The 16,540-nt window shown below is 71.1% G+C and carries 16 protein-coding genes; 10 read left to right on the top strand and 6 right to left on the bottom strand.

The features are described 5' to 3' along the window. Positions 1-44: 44 nt before the first annotated feature. Positions 45-323 carry a hypothetical protein gene (locus tag P5G50_RS16855; RefSeq protein ID WP_301212230.1) on the bottom strand — a complete coding sequence of 93 codons (279 nt, stop codon included), beginning with the start codon at positions 321-323 and terminating at the stop codon, positions 45-47. An 11-nt stretch (positions 324-334) separates the two neighbouring features. After that, complete coding sequence (locus P5G50_RS16850) at positions 335-1,498, bottom strand: inorganic phosphate transporter (RefSeq protein ID WP_301212229.1); 1,164 nt, start codon at positions 1,496-1,498, stop codon at positions 335-337. A 104-nt stretch (positions 1,499-1,602) separates the two neighbouring features. On the opposite strand from P5G50_RS16850, the gene P5G50_RS16845 reads away from it, so the two are divergent. The 7 genes from P5G50_RS16845 (at position 1,603) to nagB (ending at position 9,413) form a co-directional block, all read left to right on the top strand. After that, positions 1,603-2,766, top strand: a complete 1,164-nt coding sequence (locus tag P5G50_RS16845) for an ROK family transcriptional regulator (protein ID WP_301212228.1) — start codon at positions 1,603-1,605, stop codon at positions 2,764-2,766. Positions 2,767-2,851: 85 nt separating this feature from the next. Continuing rightward, complete coding sequence (locus tag P5G50_RS16840; RefSeq protein WP_301212227.1) at positions 2,852-4,204, top strand: extracellular solute-binding protein; 1,353 nt, start codon at positions 2,852-2,854, stop codon at positions 4,202-4,204. Positions 4,205-4,305: 101 nt separating this feature from the next. After that, entirely contained in the window at positions 4,306-5,262 is a 957-nt protein-coding gene (locus P5G50_RS16835) for a carbohydrate ABC transporter permease (RefSeq protein WP_301212226.1), read from the top strand. Further along, entirely contained in the window at positions 5,259-6,158 is a 900-nt protein-coding gene (locus P5G50_RS16830) for a carbohydrate ABC transporter permease (RefSeq protein WP_301212225.1), read from the top strand. The genes P5G50_RS16835 and P5G50_RS16830 overlap by 4 nt, the downstream gene beginning before the upstream one ends. Next, a complete protein-coding gene (locus P5G50_RS16825) occupies positions 6,155-7,735 on the top strand; it encodes a glycoside hydrolase family 3 protein (RefSeq protein WP_301212224.1) in 1,581 nt (526 codons plus the stop codon). Before P5G50_RS16830 ends, P5G50_RS16825 begins: the two co-directional genes overlap by 4 nt. After that, positions 7,732-8,628, top strand: a complete 897-nt coding sequence (locus tag P5G50_RS16820; protein ID WP_301212223.1) for an ROK family protein — start codon at positions 7,732-7,734, stop codon at positions 8,626-8,628. The genes P5G50_RS16825 and P5G50_RS16820 overlap by 4 nt, the downstream gene beginning before the upstream one ends. Then, positions 8,628-9,413 (top strand): glucosamine-6-phosphate deaminase, encoded by a 786-nt coding sequence (gene nagB / locus P5G50_RS16815; RefSeq protein ID WP_301212222.1) that lies wholly within the window; start codon positions 8,628-8,630, stop codon positions 9,411-9,413. Before P5G50_RS16820 ends, nagB begins: the two co-directional genes overlap by 1 nt. A 15-nt stretch (positions 9,414-9,428) precedes the next feature. Here the strand turns inward: nagB and nagA (P5G50_RS16810) are convergent, their stop codons facing one another. Genes nagA (P5G50_RS16810) through purU form a run of 3 tightly spaced genes read right to left on the bottom strand, consistent with a single transcriptional unit; the run spans position 9,429 to position 11,861 of the window. Then, positions 9,429-10,580 carry an N-acetylglucosamine-6-phosphate deacetylase gene (gene nagA / locus P5G50_RS16810; RefSeq protein WP_301212221.1) on the bottom strand — a complete coding sequence of 384 codons (1,152 nt, stop codon included), beginning with the start codon at positions 10,578-10,580 and terminating at the stop codon, positions 9,429-9,431. After that, entirely contained in the window at positions 10,577-10,939 is a 363-nt protein-coding gene (locus tag P5G50_RS16805) for a YrdB family protein (RefSeq protein WP_301212220.1), read from the bottom strand. The genes nagA (P5G50_RS16810) and P5G50_RS16805 overlap by 4 nt, the downstream gene beginning before the upstream one ends. Positions 10,940-10,988: 49 nt before the next feature. Further along, the gene (gene purU / locus P5G50_RS16800; protein WP_301212219.1) at positions 10,989-11,861 is read right to left on the bottom strand and encodes a formyltetrahydrofolate deformylase; all 873 of its coding nucleotides are present in this window, start codon (positions 11,859-11,861) and stop codon (positions 10,989-10,991) included. 58 nt (positions 11,862-11,919) lie between these two features. On the opposite strand from purU, the gene P5G50_RS16795 reads away from it, so the two are divergent. The 3 genes from P5G50_RS16795 (at position 11,920) to P5G50_RS16785 (ending at position 15,288) form a co-directional block, all read left to right on the top strand. Continuing rightward, complete coding sequence (locus tag P5G50_RS16795; RefSeq protein WP_301212218.1) at positions 11,920-13,383, top strand: purine-cytosine permease family protein; 1,464 nt, start codon at positions 11,920-11,922, stop codon at positions 13,381-13,383. After that, on the top strand, positions 13,380-13,928 hold the full coding sequence (locus P5G50_RS16790) for a cysteine hydrolase family protein (RefSeq protein WP_301212217.1): 549 nt from the start codon (positions 13,380-13,382) through the stop codon (positions 13,926-13,928). Before P5G50_RS16795 ends, P5G50_RS16790 begins: the two co-directional genes overlap by 4 nt. Positions 13,929-14,076: 148 nt before the next feature. Beyond that, positions 14,077-15,288: an MFS transporter gene (locus P5G50_RS16785; protein ID WP_301212216.1), complete on the top strand. Its 1,212-nt coding sequence runs from the start codon at positions 14,077-14,079 to the stop codon at positions 15,286-15,288. Between the two features lie 83 nt (positions 15,289-15,371). Here P5G50_RS16785 and nagA (P5G50_RS16780) read toward each other — a convergent pair whose 3' ends face one another. Beyond that, positions 15,372-16,532: an N-acetylglucosamine-6-phosphate deacetylase gene (gene nagA / locus P5G50_RS16780; RefSeq protein WP_301212215.1), complete on the bottom strand. Its 1,161-nt coding sequence runs from the start codon at positions 16,530-16,532 to the stop codon at positions 15,372-15,374. Positions 16,533-16,540: the final 8 nt, after the last annotated feature.

Raw genomic sequence — 16,540 nt, 5'->3', positions numbered from 1 at the left:
CGGCGGAGCGATCCGCCGGGCCCTTCGTCGTTGGTGACGAGTAGTCAGTGGAATTGCGGCACGATCAGCCAGATCCCGTAGAGCACGGCTGCGACGCCGATGGCGAAGCAGACGTAGGCGCCGGCGCTGGCGGCGGCGGGCCGGTGGTCGCCTCCCACCGACAGCAGGCGCAGCCCGGTCGCGTACGAGATGACGATCACGACCGTCGCGACGAGCGCGACGAGGAACACGACGACGAACGAGCCCCAGTCGACCCCGAGGAACTGTCCGGCGCCCGGGGTGTCCGCCAGCCGGACCACGGTGGTCCCGAGGATGCTGCTCACGCTGCCCATGCTCATCCCTCCTGTCCCGCGCCGACCGGCTCGGCCGCGCGACCCTCGTCGCCCTCGTCGCCTTCGTTGACGTTGTGCCGGGTGACCGGGTTGCGGCGCGAGAGCGCGTAGAGCCCGAGGCCGCACGCGAGCGCGACGACCGCGACGATGATCAGGCCGAGCAGGCTCGTGGAGGCGACCCAGGCCGCCAGCCCGCCGACGATCGCCGCGGCCGGCAAGGTGATGACCCAGGCGGCGGCGATGCGACCGACCACGCCCCAGCGCACCGAGGCGAGCTTCTTGCCCAGTCCGCTGCCGACCACCGCACCCGAGGTGACCTGCGTGGTCGAGAGGGCGAAGCCCAGGTGCGACGACACGAGGATGGTCGCCGCCGATCCCGTCTCGGCCGCGAAGCCCTGGGGCGGCGTCACCTCGGTGATCCGCTTGCCGACCGTGCGCATGATGCGCCAGCCGCCGAGGTAGGTGCCGAGCGCGATGGCGAGTCCGCACGAGGCGATGACCCAGAGCGGAGGGGCGCTCCCGGCCGACAGATAGCCGCCCGCGATGAGGGTCAGCGTGATGACGCCCATCGTCTTCTGCGCGTCGTTCGTGCCGTGTGCGAGCGACACGAGCGAGGCGGAGACCGTCTGCCCGTGGCGGAAACCGCCCTCGGCTCCGCGGGTCGTCGCGTTCTTCGTGATGCGGTAGGCGGCGTATGTCGCGATCATGGCGACCACGCCGGCGACGACGGGGGAGAGCAGAGCCGGGATGATGACCTTCGACAGCAGCACGCCCCAGTCCACGGCGCCGAGCCCCGCACCGATGACGGCGGCCCCGATGAGCCCGCCGAACAGCGCGTGCGTCGAGCTGGAGGGCAGTCCGAGGTACCAGGTCGCCAGATTCCAGAGCACGGCGCCGACGAGCCCGGCGAAGATCAGGACGGGCGTGATCTCGACGCCCGACCCTCCCTCCTTGATCACCCCGCCCGAGATGGTCTGCGCCACCTCGGTCGACAGGAAGGCGCCGACCAGGTTGAGCACGGCGGAGATGGCGACGGCGGTGCGCGGCTTCAGCGCACCGGTGGCGACCGAGGTCGCCATCGCGTTGGCGGTGTCGTGGAATCCGTTGGTGAAGTCGAAGATCAGAGCGACGATCACGACGACCACGACCGTGATGAGAACGTCCATGCCCCACTGGGTACGCCGATCTGCGGCGGCCCGGATGAACGGGGGGTGAATCCCGTGGCAAGAAATCCTTGCCATTCTTTTGTTCGTAAGCTTTACTAACAAACATGACGACGACGGAGCTGCCTGGTGGTGCCGGCCCGACCCCGGGTCGCGCCCTCCGCCCTCGTGCCAAGGTCCTGCCCGAGCACGCGCGCAGCCACAACCGCTCGCTCGTGCTGCAGACCCTGTACCGGTCGGGCCGGCAGAGCCGCGCGGACATCGCCCGTGAGACGGGTCTAACGCGCGTCACCGTCTCCGACCTCGTCGGGGAGCTGCTGGCCGAGGGGCTCGTCGTCGAGCTGGGGCAGCGGGAGGCCGCGCGTCCGGGCAAGCCGGCCGTCCTGCTCGACATCGACCGCACGGCGCACCAGATCATCGGTGTCGACCTCAGCGACCACGACCGCTTCCGCGGGGCCGTCATGGACCTCGACGGGGAGCTCCTGACGGAGGCCGAGGTGCCGCTCGATGGCGCGACCGGCGCCGCGGCCTCCGCCAAGGTGCTCGACCTGGTGCAGCGTCTCGTCGGTCTCGCCACCGCACCGATCCTCGGCATCGGCGTCGGCTCGCCGGGTGTCGTCGACCTCGCCGGAACGATCCTCGTGGCGCCCAACCTCGGCTGGAGGGGCGAGCCGCTGCAGGAGTCGCTGCGGGCCGCCACCGGCCTGCCGGTCATCGTCGCCAACGACGCGAACGCGGCCGTGCTGGCCGAGCACAGCTGGGGAGGCGCCTCCGGCGACATGATGCTCATCCGCGTCGGCCACGGCATCGGCGCCGGCCTGCTGATCGCCGGCGCCCTCGTCTACGGCAGCCACTTCGCCGCCGGCGAGATCGGCCAGGTCATGGTCGGCACCGACCTCGGCCTCGACACCACGTACAACCGCGACCAGGTGCTCGAGCGCTGGCTGAGCGTCCCGCAGCTGCGCAGGGGCATCGCGGAGGCGGAGGCGGCGGGCGCCGACCCGACGCCGGTCCTCCGCGAGGCCGGCCAGCGCCTCGGCATCGCGCTCGCGCCCGTCGTGGGCGCCCTCAACCTGTCGGAGCTCGTCCTGAGCGGCCCGACCGACCTGCTCGACGGCCCCCTCGCCGAGGCGACCGTCCACACGCTCCGGAGCCGGACCATGGCGGAGAACCACGCCGACCTCTCGCTCCGGATGACCGCGCAGGGGCAGGACATCGTCCTGCGCGGCGCGGCCGTCCTCGTCCTTTCCGGACGACTCGGGGTCTCCTGACACAGCACCTCCCGAACCATCCCGACCCCTGCACCACGGTGTGGCAGATCGCACACATCGACCACCTGAGAAAGAAGGAACAGCAATGAAGAGAAAGCTCGTCGGCCTCGCCGCTGTGGCTACAGCTTCCGCTCTCGTGCTCGCCGGCTGCGCCTCCGGAGGCGGATCCTCCGACGCGAGCACCGACGGGAAGGGCAAGACGGTCACGCTGTGGCTCGTCGGCTCCGACACCCCGGATGAGCTGCGCAACTACCTCAAGACGGAGTTCAACAAGGAGACCGGAGCGACGCTCAAGATCGAGCAGCAGGACTGGAGCGACATCGTCACCAAGCTCACGACCTCCCTCCCCGACGCCAACAACACGCCGGACGTCACTGAGATGGGCAACACCCAGTCGCCGACGTTCACCAACGTGGGCGCCTTCCTCGACATCTCCGACATGTACAAGGACCTGGGCGGCGACGACCTCCTGCAGTCCTTCGTGGAGGCCGGCAAGGTCGACGGCAAGAACTACACGCTGCCGTACTACTTCGGCTCGCGCTACATGTTCTACCGCAAGGACGTCTACCAGGCCGCGGGCGTGAGCGTCCCGACCACGCTGGACCAGTTCAACACCGCCGTCGCCGACATCACGGCCAAGAACCCGAAGAACATCCCGAACTTCTCGGGCTTCTTCCTCGGCGGCCAGGACTGGCGCGACGGCATCTCCTGGATCTTCGCCAACGGCGGTGACATCGCCAAGAAGGACGGCGACAAGTGGTCCGCCACCCTGGAGTCGGAGGAGTCGCTGAAGGGTCTGCAGCAGCTGCAGGACATCTACAAGAACGCGTCCAAGGCGCCGAACGACGCCAAGGACTCCAACCAGTACATCTACCTGAACGACACCGACCAGACGCTCGACGCCGACGGCAACAAGACGGGTGACACCTCGCTCGCCGCCGCGACGATCATGGCTCCGGGATGGGCGCACTGGTCGATCGGCGACCTCTCGGAGAAGGACGGCAAGCCGGTCCGCACCTGGAACGACGCCACCTTCGGCACCTACGTGCTGCCGGGCAACGACGGCAAGCCGGCCCCGGTCTTCGCCGGCGGCTCCAACATCGGCATCTCGGCCAAGTCCAAGAACCCGGGCCTGTCCAAGACCCTCCTGAAGATCATCTTCTCGAAGGAGTACCAGGAGATGCTCGGCAAGAACGGCCTGGGCCCGGCCAACGAGAAGTACACCTCCTCGCTGGGCGACGACCAGTTCGCGAAGGCGCTCATCGAGTCGGCCTCGAACTCCAAGCTCACCCCGGCCGCGCCGGGCTGGGCCAAGGTCGAGGCGGGCAACGTGATGGAGGAGTTCTTCTCCAAGATCCGCGACGCGTCCGACCTCAAGGCCCTCGCCAAGGAGTACGACGCCAAGATCGACGCTCTGCTCAACGAGAAGAACGGCTGATCCAGCACCACCAGCAGGGCGAGGGCGCGGAGGCACCCCTTCCGCGCCCTCGCTCCTGTCCCGACCACCCGCACCGCCCCCCACCCGGAAGGAGGACCGACGTGACCACCACCGAGCAGGCCGCACCCCCCGCGCGCGCCGCAGGCGGCCCGCAGCCGGCAGCCCCGCGCAGGCGCCGCCGCACGATCGCGCCCTACATCCTGCTGCTGCCCGCCGTCGTCATCTGCCTCCTCGCGCTCGGCTACCCGATCGGCTGGCAGCTCGTCACCTCGATGCAGCACTTCGGCCTCGCGCAGCAGTTCGGCCAGCCGGCCCCCTTCGTCTGGTTCGACAACTACATCACCCTGTTCTCCGACTCCTACACCTGGGTCGTCGTCGGCCGGTCCATCCTCTTCTGCGTGGTCACCGCCGTCGTCACGATGGTGATCGGCGTCGGGCTCGCCCTCCTCATGACCGGTGTCGGGAGGTTCGCGCGGCTGTTCCTGCAGATCGCCCTCCTGCTCGCCTGGGCGATGCCCGCCGTCGCCGCGATGACGGTCTGGAACTGGCTGTTCGACTGGCGGCGCGGCATCGTCAACACGGTGCTGAGCTCGTGGGGGCTGCCGTTTGAGGGCCACAACTGGCTGCAGAACCCGCTGTCGTTCTTCTTCGTCGCGATGGTCATCATCGTGTGGATGAGCGTCCCGTTCGTCGCCTTCTCCGCCTACGCGGGCCTGACGCAGGTGTCCGGGGAGGTGCTGGAGGCCGCGGCCATGGACGGCGCGAAGCCGGCCCAGCGGCTGCGCCACATCATCCTGCCGATCATCCGCCCCGTGCTCGGCATCGTGCTGCTGCTGCAGCTGATCTGGGACCTGCGCGTGTTCACCCAGATCAAGCTGCTGCAGGACAAGGGCTCGATCGCCAGCGAGACCAACCTGCTCGGCACCTACATCTACCAGCTCGGCGTCGGGTCGAGCGACTTCGCCATGGCGAGCGCCGTCTCGGTGTTCGTGCTCGTGCTGACCATCGCGCTCAGCTGGTTCTACGTCCGCTCGCTGCTCAAGGAGGACGCCTCGTGACCGCCACCGCCACCACCCCTCGGGAGGCGGCCGCCCCCGAGGCTCCGCGCCGCTTCCGCCGGCGCGTCCGCCCCTCCCGCATCCTGCTCGGCGTGCTCGCCGTCGTGTTCGGCCTGGTCTGGATCTTCCCGGTCTACTGGATGGTCAACTCGTCGCTGCTGCCCGACGCGGTCCTGCAGAGCTCGACGCCCACCTGGCTGCCGTTCGGCGGCTCCTTCGACAACTTCGCCGCGGTCATCGACGGCGGCACGTTCTTCCCCGCGCTCGGCATGAGCGTCGTCGTCGCGCTGATCACCGTCGTGTTCTGCCTCGGCTTCGCGTTCCTCGCCGCCCTGGCGATCAGCCGGTTCAAGTTCCGCGGCCGGACGTCGTTCGTGCTCGCCGTGCTGATCATCCAGATGCTCCCCGCGGAGGGCCTCTTCATCGCGCAGTACAAGCTGATGGGGAGCCTGGGCCTGCTCAACACCGTGCTCGGCGTCAGCATCATCTACATCGCCGCCGTCGTGCCGTTCACCATCTGGATGCTGCGCGGCTTCGTCGCCGGAATCCCCGCCGACCTCGAGGAGGCGGCGATGGTGGACGGACTCAGCCGCACCCAGGCGTTCCTGCGGATCACGTTCCCGCTGCTCGCGCCCGGGCTGGTCGCCTCCGGCGTCTACGCGTTCCTCCAGGCGTGGAACGAGTTCACCGTCGCACTCGTCATCCTGCAGGAGAACAGCAGCCAGACCCTCCCGCTGTGGCTGCGCGGATTCATCCAGCAGTCGTCGTCGCGCGCGATCGACTGGGGCGAGGTGATGGCCGCGTCGACGCTCGTCGCCGTGCCCGTCATCATCTTCTTCCTCATCGTGCAAGGCCGCATGACCAGCGGCCTCGTCAGCGGGGCGGTGAAGGGGTGAGCCGCTCGACCGGACTCGACGCCCGCCCGCTCGACGCGACCGTCCCTGCAGCGCTCCGTCGCCGGATCATGGCGACGCTCATGCCCGGCTTCCACGGCACGACGCTGCCGGCCTGGCTCGAGCGCCGACTGCGCGACGGCCTCGGCGGCGTCTGCCTCTTCGGGGGCAACATCGTCTCGCCGCAGCAGCTGCGCGCCCTCACCGCGGCGATCCGCGCGGCGAACCCGCGTGCCGTCATCGCCATCGACGAGGAGGGCGGCGACGTCACCCGGCTCTACTACGACCGCGGGGCGCCGTTCCCGGGCAACGCGGTGCTCGGGAGGCTGGACGACACCGCGTACACCGAGGCCGTCGGCCGTCGTGTCGGCGAGGAGCTCCGGGCTGCCGGCGTCACACTCGACCTCGCGCCCGACGTGGACATCAACTCCAACCCCGACAACCCGGTGATCGGCGTGCGGAGCTTCGGTACCGCGCCGCAGCTCGTCGCCGAGCACGGCGCCGCCTGGACCCGTGGACTGCAGTCGACCGGCGTCGCCGCGTGCGCGAAGCACTTCCCCGGGCACGGCGACACCGCGCAGGACTCGCACCTCGCCCTGCCCGTCGTCGACCTCGGCCCGGCAGCGCTGCGCGAGCGCGAGCTGCTGCCGTTCCGCGCCGCCGTCGCGGCGGGCACGCGCACGATCATGACCTCCCACATCCTGCTGCCGCAGCTCGACGCCAGGATGCCCGCCACCTTCAGCGCCCCGATCATCGAGGGGCTGCTGCGCGGCGAGCTCGGCTTCGAGGGAGTGGTGGTCACCGACGCGCTCGACATGCACGGGGCGAGTGGAGGCGGCCGGGGCATCCCCGAGGCCGCCGTGCTCGCGCTCGCTGCCGGCTGCGACCTCCTCTGCATCGGCACCGACAACACCGACGCGCAGCTGACGGAGATCGTGGAGGCCGTGGCCGGCGCGATCGCGGAGGGCCGGCTCCCGGAGGCGCGCGTCGCCGAGGCGGAGGAGCGCGTGCTCTCGCTGGCGGACGACGTCGTGGCGGGCGATACGAGCGTCACGCACTCGCCCATCGCCGATGCCGACGCGGTCGCCGCTGACGAACTCGCGCGCGTCGCAGCAGCCTTCGACCTCTCCGACCACGCCCGCGAATGGTTGGCGGAGGAGCACGACCGGTACTCGATCGTCCGCCTCGACACCGTGGCGAACATCGCGGTGGGCCGGGCACCCTGGGGTCCGTTCGCGGCTGCGCAGGCCGAACCGGAGGAGTCCGCCTCCGCCGCCTTCACCGCGAACCCGCTCGTGGTCATGACCGAGGACGACGACCCCGAGCTGGTGCTCGCGGCTCAGTCGCCGGTCCTCGTCATCGGCAAGGACAACCACCGCCACGCCTTCGCGCGCGCGGCTATCGACCGCCTGCGAGCGGAGCGCAACCGCGTCCTCGTGGTGGACATGGGCTGGCCGTCCGACGACCGGGCGTATGCCGACCTCACCACCTTCGGCGCATCGCGGCTGGTGGGCCAGGCGCTCCTGCACCTGCTCGCCGGCGACGCCTCCGGCCTCCGCCCCTCGAGTTCCGACTCGTGAGGCTCGGGATCGATATCGGCGGCACCAAGACCGACGCGGTGGCCGTCGACGAGAGCGGCGACCTCCGGCAGCGGGTGCGGCTCGCGACCGGTTTCGGTCACGCGGCCGTCGTCGAGACCGCGGTGACGGCCGTCGCCCGGATCGGCGAGCTGACCGGCCTGCCGGCGGGCGGCTTCGACTCGATCGGCATCGGCATCCCCGGCATGGTCGACAGCGCGTCCGGCGATGTGGCGCACGCCGTCAACCTCGGCGTCGAGCGGCTGGAGCTCGGCGGCGAGCTGGCCGGCCGCCTCGGCGTGGGCGTCCGCGTCGAGAACGACGTGAAGGCGGCGGCGCTCGGCGCCTACCACCTCCTCGGTCTCGGCGGCACGATGGCCTACCTGAACCTCGGCACCGGCATGGCCGCCGGCATCGTCGTCGACGGCCGGCTCTGGCGCGGGGCCAGTGGCATCGCGGGCGAGATCGGGCACCTCCCTGTCGACCCGGCCGGCGCCCTGTGCGCGTGCGGGCAGCGGGGGTGCATCGAGACCACTGCGAGCGGCTCAGCCATCGCACGGCAATGGCCCACCGACGACCCCTTCCCCGCACGCGCGCTCTACGCAGCGGCCGCGGCGGGGGACACGGAGGCACGGGTGATCGCCGGTAGGCTGGCGGAGGGCATCGCCTCCGCGGTGCGCGTCCTCGTCCTGACCGTCGACGTCGAGCACGTCGTGATCGGCGGCGGCCTCAGCCACCTCGGGGAGCGCCTGCTGAGCGACGTCCACGAGGTGCTCGAGGAGTGGGGCCGCACGTCCCCGTTCCTCGCCTCGCTCGCCCTGCCGCGGCGAGTGCGCCTCGTTCCGGAAGGTTCACCCGTGGCCGCGCTGGGCGCGGCCCTCGTCGGAGGTTATTGATGGCCGAAGTCGTCGTCGTCGCAGACAAGGAGGCGGCCGGCGAGCTGGCCGCCGCGAGCATCGTGAGGCTCATCGCGAGCAAGCCGGACGCCGTGCTCGGCCTCGCCACCGGCTCCACCCCGCTCCCGGTGTACCGGGCGCTGGCTCGGCAGATCGCCGAGGAGGGAGTCGACGTCTCACACGTCCGCGGGTACGCGCTCGACGAGTACGTCGGCCTGCCGGCGGGCCACCCGGAGTCGTACCGCGCGGTCATCACCCGCGAGGTCGTGGAGCCGCTCGGCCTCACCCCGTCGCTCATCCACACCCCCAACGGCGCCCGCGAGACCATCGAGCACGCCGGCGCCGACTACGAGAAGGCGATCGCGGAGTCCGGGGGAGTGGACGTGCAGATCCTCGGCATCGGCACCGACGGCCACATCGGCTTCAACGAGCCCGGCTCGTCGTTCGCCTCGGTCACCCGCGTCAAGACGCTGACCGAGCAGACCCGCAAGGACAACGCGCGCTTCTTCGACTCGGAGGACGACGTGCCGATGCACTGCATCACCCAGGGCCTCTCCACCATCCTCAAGGCGCGCCACCTGCTGCTGCTGGCGTTCGGAGAGGGCAAGGCGGAGGCGCTGGCCGGAGCCGTCGAGGGCCCGGTCTCGGCCTCCAACCCCGGCTCGGCCATCCAGCTCCACCCGCACGTCACCGTGCTCGTGGACGAGGCCGCCGCGTCGCGACTCAAGAACATCGACTACTACCGCTACGCGTACGCGAACAAGCCGAGCTGGCAGACGCTGTAGCGGGGAGCCGATCCCTTACAGCACCCGCCCCTCGGCCACGACCGTGCGCACCCGCCAGTCGTGGTCGAGGAGCACCGCGTCGGCCAGGTACCCGTGGTGCAGCCGGCCGAGGCGGTGGTCCTCGCCGAGGACGTGCGCGGGCGTGTGCGTCACGGCGGCGACCGCCGCCACCGGGTCGAGGCCGGTGAGGGTGATCGCGTTGCGCAGGGCGACGTCCTGCGTCAGCGTCGAGCCGGCGATCGTCGCCGTGCCCGAGAGGACGGCGAGTCCGTCCTTCACGGTGACGTTGAGTCCGCCCAGCTGGTAGTCGCCGTCGGAGGCGCCCGCCGCGGCCATCGCGTCGGTCACCAGGGCCACGCGGCCGGTGGCAGCGCCGAGCAGCAGCCGGGCGACCGAGGGGTGCACATGCAGCCCGTCGAGGATCAGCTCCAGCGTCACCGAGGCGTTGTCCACCGCCGCCATCACCGGACCGGGCTCGCGGTGGTGGATGCCGTTCATCGCGTTGAAGGCGTGCGTCAGGAGGCGTGCCCCCACCTCGAATGCGCGCGCCGCCTGCTCGTAGTCCGCGGACGTGTGCCCGACCCCGACGACGACGCCGGCCTCCGTGAGGACCGGGATCGATTCGAGAGGGTCCGGCAGCTCGGGAGCGAGCGTGAGGATGCGGAGGGTGCCGCGGGCGGCTCCGATCAGCTCCTCCACCATCTCGGGCCCCGGCTCGCGCAGGAAGGCGGGATCGTGCGCCCCGCGCCGCTCCGGCGCGAGGAACGGCCCCTCGAGATGCGACCCGAGGATCAGCGGATCGGCGGCGGCCAGGTCGGCGACGACACCGAGACCCTCGCGGAGCGACGCGAGCGGCGCGGCGACGTGGGAGACGACCGAGCGCGTCGTGCCGTGCGCCCGGTGGGCGGCCAGGCCGGCGAGGAGCTCGTCCACGCCGTCGTCGTAGACGTGCCCGCCGCCGCCGTGGCAGTGCAGGTCGATGAACCCGGGAGTCAGCCAGTGACCGCCGGCGTCGAGCACCTCGGCGTCGCGCTGCTCGGCGGCCGCGTGCCAGCCGGTGCCCGAACCGATCGCGGTGATGCGGCCCTCCTCGGCGACCAGCCAGAAGTCGTCGACCAGCCCGTCCGCATCGACCTTGCGGGCGTCGTGGATGACGAGGCGGCTCACGAGAACTCGCGCCGTCCGTTGATGACGCCGCTGACCGTCGCGACCACCGCGAACACGACCGCGACGACCGGTTGGCCGAGGTCCCACCACGCGAAGGCGGCGGCCCCGAAGACCAGCACCTCGACCAGCGCCTTCACGTACGCGTCGACGTGCAGCACGGCACGCGGCGAGCGGAAGAGCGCCCAGAGCAGGATCGCGAGCACCGGCGCGCCGATGCCGACGACGATGTTCCAGGGCAGCGGCCAGGCCAGGAAGCCCCAGATGCCGAGCGACACGATCGCGAAGAGCTCCAAAACGAAGCGGAGGATGTCGTTCGGTCCGATCCGGAGCTGGGCCTGCTGATCTGGGGCGGGAGTCACCGGCTCAGTCTACCGAGCGGGCGCCGCCCGACGGCAGCGGGAGGGAGCGTCAGCGGAAGATGATCGTGCGCGCCCCGTCGAGCAGCACCCGGTCCTCCGCGAACCACTTCACCGCCTGGGTGAGCGTGCGGCTCTCCTCGTCCTGCCCGATGGCGACGAGCTCGGGAACGCTGCGGGTGTGGTCGACGCGTACGACGTTCTGCTCGATGATCGGGCCCTCGTCGAGGTCGCTGGTGACGAAGTGCGCGGTCGCGCCGATCAGCTTGACGCCGCGGGCGTGGGCCTGCCGGTACGGGTTCGCGCCCTTGAAGCCGGGGAGGAAGGAGTGGTGGATGTTGATCGCCCGCCCGGCCAGCCGCTCGCACAGCTCGGGCGAGAGGATCTGCATGTACCGGGCGAGCACGACCAGCTCGATGTCGTGCTCCTCCACCGCCTCCAGGATGCGCTGCTCGAACGCCGCCTTCGACTCCGGGTCGCCGACCGGGTGCGCCTCGAACGGCACGCCGTAGAACCCGGCCAGGTCGCCGAGCGCCTCGTGGTTCGACAACACGAGCGGGATCTCCACGGGGAGCTGGCCGGCGCGCTGGCGGAAGAGGAGGTCGTTGAGGCAGTGCGCGGCCTTCGAGACGAGCACGAGCGTGCGGAGGGGGCGGCCGACGGTGTCGACGCGGTGCTCCATGCCGAAGCGCTCCACCACCGGGGCGAGGGCGCGCTCGAACTCGGCGCGGTCGGCCTCCGACTCCACCTGCAGCCGCATGAAGAAGCGGCCGGTGTCCGAGCTCGCGAACTGCTGGCTCTCGGTGATGTTGCCGCGGGCGGCGACGATCGCCCCGCTCACCGCGTGCACGATCCCGGGACGGTCGGCGCAGCTGAAGGTGAGCACCCAGTGATTGGGAGTGGCGGGGGAGTTCGTCTGGCCCATCCCTTCAGGGTATCGGCTGCGGTTGACGTGCCAGGCCGCCGTGCACTTGGATCAGGGCATGACCAGCACCGGTGAGGATGCCCCCGGCGTCCCGACCACACCCGCCACGACCTTCGGCGTCGAGCTCAACGGGCTCAACACCATCCACGAGAGCGAGCGCAAGGGCCGTGCCCGCGACCTGTTCTGGCCGTGGTTCGCCGCGAACGTGTCGGTGTTCGGCCTGAGCTACGGCTCGTTCCTGCTCGGCTTCGGCATCTCGTTCTGGCAGGCGACGATCGTCGGCGTCGTCGGCATCGTCATCTCCTTCCTGTTCTGCGGGTTCATCGCACTGGCCGGCAAGCGCGGCTCGGCGCCGACGATGGTGCTCGGCCGGGCGATCTTCGGGGTGGAGGGCAACCGCGTCCCGTCGTTCCTCTCCTGGCTGCTCACCGTCGGGTGGGAGACAGTGCTCACGGCCCTCGCGGTGCTCGCGACGGCGACGGTGTTCGAGCAGCTCGGCTGGGAGGGAGGCGTCGCGACGAAGATCGTCGCGCTGATCGTCGTGGTCGCCCTCGTGCTCGCGGGCGGGATCATCGGCTTCCACCTGATCATGCGGATGCAGATGGTGATCACCATCGTCACCGGCGTGCTCACCGTGGTGTACATCATCCTCGTGCTGGGCAATATCGACCTCGGCGCCGTCGCGGCGCTCCCCGCGGGCGACCTCCCGCACGTGATCGGCGGCTTCGTGTTCATGCTGACCGGCTTCGGTCTGGGCTGGGTGAATGCGGCCGCGGACTACTCGCGCTACCTGCCGCGGTCGACGCGCAGCGCGGGGGTGGTGGGGTGGACGACGTTCGGCTCGTCGCTCGCGCCGATCATCCTCCTCGTCTTCGGCATCCTGCTCGCCGGCTCGTCGTCGAAGCTGTCGGAGGCCATCGGCGCCGACCCGATCGGCGCCCTCGCCTCGCTGCTGCCGACCTGGTTCCTGGTCCCGTTCGTCATCGTGGCGGTGCTCGGACTGGTCGGAGGCGCGGTGCTCGACATCTACTCCTCCGGGCTGGCGCTGCTGAGCGTCGGCGTGCGCGTCCCGCGCTACGTCGCCGCCGGCATCGACGGCATCATCATGACCCTCGGCGCCATCTACGTCGTGTTCGTCGCGACCGACTTCATCGGCCCGTTCCAGGGCTTCCTGATCACGCTCGGCGTCCCGATCGCGGCGTGGTGCGGCATCTTCCTCGCCGACATCGCCCTGCGCCGCCGCGACTACGCGGAGTCCGAGCTGTACGACAGGAGGGGGCGGTACGGCTCCGTGCGCTGGCTGCCGATCGCGCTCATCATCGTCGGCACGGCCATCGGCTGGGGCCTCGTCACCAACGGCTCGGCCGACTGGCTGAGCTGGCAGGGCTACCTCCTGGGCCCGATCGGCGGCAAGGAGGGCGACTGGGCGTTCGCCAACCTCGGCGTGCTCGTCGCTCTCGTCATCGGCTTCGTCGGCGCACTGTTCACGGCGCCCGCGATCCGGCGGCAGGAGGCACGATGACCGCGCCCGTGCTCGTCGTCGTCGACATGCAGAACGTCTTCGCCGACCCCGCCAGCGACTGGGCGACACCGCGCTTCGCCGACGCCGAGGCGACCGTCTCCTCGATGCTTCCCGCCTTCGGCGACCGCGTCGTGTTCACCCGCTTCATCGCACCGGAGCAGCCGCAGGGCGCCTGGGTGCCCTACTACGAGCAGTGGCCCTTCGCCCTGGTGGCCGCCGATGATCCGCTCTACGACCTCGTGCCGGCGTTCCGTGGCACGGGCCACAGGGTCGTCAGCGAGCCGACCTTCGGCAAGTGGGGGGAGGGTTTGCGGGAGGCGCTCGCCGGCGCCGACGAGATCGTCCTGGCCGGCGTCTCCACCGACTGCTGCGTGCTCTCGACCGCCCTCGGCGCCGCCGACGGGGGCGTGCGCGTCCGGGTGGCCGCCGATGCCTGTGCCGGACTCTCGGATGCGGACCACCAGCGCGCCCTCGACGCGATGGCCCTCTACGCCCCGCTGATCGAGATCGAGGACAGCGGGCGCATCCTCGCCTCCCTGTCGTAGACGCCCTTTGCTAGAATCGTCCGCGGTCGGCGGTTCTCGCACGGCCCTGGGCGCGCACACGGGCGCGTAGTCGACCCGCTCCATTCTTCTGCCGCCGCGGCCGTACGCCGGGCGGGGAGCGGGGAACGCCGTTCACGGACGATTCCGCATGACGACAACCTCCCCCATCCCGGTGAAGACCTCGCCGGCCTTCCCCTGGACCGGGCTCATCGCGCTCGCCGCGGCCGTGTTCCTCTCGGTCACGAGCGAGATGATCCCCACCGGCCTGCTGCCGGACATGAGCGCCTCCCTCGGCGTGAGCGAGGCCCAGATCGGGCTGCTCGTGACCGTGTTCGCCTTCACCGTCGTGGTGACGAGCACACCGCTGACCGCCCTGACCAAGCGCTGGCCGCGCCACGGAATGATCGTCGGCATCCTCGTGCTGCTCGGCGTCTCGAACCTGCTGACCGCCGTCGCGCCCGACTACGCCTTCGTCGTCGGCTCGCGCGTCCTCGGCGGCATCGCCCACGGCATGTTCTGGTCGATCGTCGGCGCCTATGCCGGGCATCTGGTGCCCAAGGAGCAGATCGGGCGCGCGGTCTCCATCACGCTCGGCGGAGGCACGCTCGCCTTCGTCTTCGGCGTCCCGCTCGGCACCTTCGCCGGCCATGTCTTCGGGTGGAGGCTGTCGTTCGGCATCCTCGCAGCGCTGATGATCGTCGGCGCCGCCCTCGTGTGGTGGCTGCTGCCCGCCGTGGAGCGCGAGGAGGAGCACATCCTGCGCGACCGCGGTGCTGAGCGCACGCGCGACCGCACCATCCCCGCTGTGATCATGGTCTGCCTCGTCGCGGCCGTGACGATGATCGGGCACTACGCGTTCTACACGTTCGTGGTCCCGTTCCTCACCGGACCGATGGGGGTGCCCGCCGGAAACGTCGGGGCGCTGCTGTTCATCTACGGCATCGCGGGTGCGGGCGGTCTGGTGCTCGCAGGCTCGGTGCTCGGACCCCGGCCCCAGTTCGGCCTCCTGCTCGCTCTCGCGGTCACCGGTGTCGCGGTGGCGGCGCTCGCCGTCTTCGCCGGCCAGATCGTGCTGGCCCTGATCGCCTTCGTGCTCTGGGGCCTCGCCTTCGGCGCGCTGCCGCCGCTGCTGCAGACGCGGCTGCTGCACACGTCGTCCGCGGGCTTCCGCGACACCGCGAGTGCCCTGTACACGACTTCGTTCAATGTGGGCATCGGCGGCGGCGCCCTGGTCGGCTCCGTGATCTTCGACGCGGGCGGCCTCATGCTGCTGCCGTACTGCTACATCGCGCTGCTCGTGGTGTCGGTGGTGCTGGTGGTGATCGTGGGGCGGATGACCCGCTCGCGCGTCGACGCCTGACCGTACGACGCACGCGGTCGAGTACGCGGGAATTCGCCCCGAAACCGTCGAGTACGCGGAGAATGCGCGTACTCGACGGTTTGCTACGGGAGGACGGGGAGGCCCGCCGACCACACCTGCCGCACCCCGAACCCGTCGTCCAGCAGCACCGCGTCCGCGGCGTAGCCGGCCGCGAGGCGGCCGAGGTCGCCGGAACGGCCGAGCGCGGCGGCGGGTGTCTCGGTCAGGGCGCGGACCGCGTCCTCGACCGGCAGCCCGACTTCCGTGACCGCACGGCGCAGCGCCTCGTCCAGGGTGAGTGTGGATCCCGCGATGGAGCCGCCGTGGGTGAGGCGGGCGACGCCGTCGCGGACCTGCACCTCCAGCGCGCCGAGCAGGTAGTCGCCGTCTGCGGCGCCGGCGGCGGCCATCGCGTCGGTGATGAGCGCGACGCGACCCGGTGCGGCGGCGAAGGCCATGCGCACGACCTCCGGGTGCACGTGCACGCCGTCGTTGATGATCTCCAGCGTGACCCCCGGCGTGTGCGTCGCGGCGGCCACCGGGCCCGGTGCGCGGTGGTGGACGCCGTCCATGCCGTTGAAGGCATGCGTCAGGAGGCTGGCCCCGGCGTCGAACGCGGCGCGCGTCTGCTCATAGGTCGCGCCGGTGTGGCCGACCGCGACCGCGACGCCCGCCGTGCTGAAGGCTCGCACCGCGTCCATCCCGCCCGGCAGCTCGGGCGCGAGCGTGATCTGGCGGATCGTCCCCGCCCCCGCCTCCAGCAGCAGCTCGATGTCGTCGGAGCTCGCCGACCGCAGCAGCGCAGGGTCGTGCGCGCCCTTGTGGCCCACGTCGAGGAAGGGGCCCTCCAGGTGCGACCCGAGGATCCGCGGATCGCTCGCCGACAGCGCGGCGATCCCGCGCACGCGCTCGGCCAGCTCTGCGACGGGCGCCGTCACGAGTGAGACCACCGTACGGGTCGTACCGTGGCGCTGGTGCAGATCCGCAGCCGCGCGGATCGCCTCCACGCCGTCGTCGAAACTGGCGGTCGCGCCGCCGTGGCAGTGCAGGTCGACGAAGCCGGGAGTCAGCCAGCCGCCGCCCGCATCCGTCACGGTCACCTCGCCGTCGCCGGCGGCTGCCGCCCTCCAGCCATCGCCGGTGCCGACCGAGGTCACCCGGTCGCCGTCGAAACGCACCCAGGCGTCGGCGGTGGTGCGGCCCTCGCTGACGAGGCGGGCGGAGTGCAGGACGTGCGCGGTCATCGGATCGA

Source organism: Leifsonia williamsii (assembly GCF_030433685.1).
Lineage (GTDB): Bacteria > Actinomycetota > Actinomycetes > Actinomycetales > Microbacteriaceae > Leifsonia > Leifsonia williamsii.
Note: the sequence above shows the minus strand (reverse complement) of the source record. Positions and strands in the feature narration are given on the sequence as shown.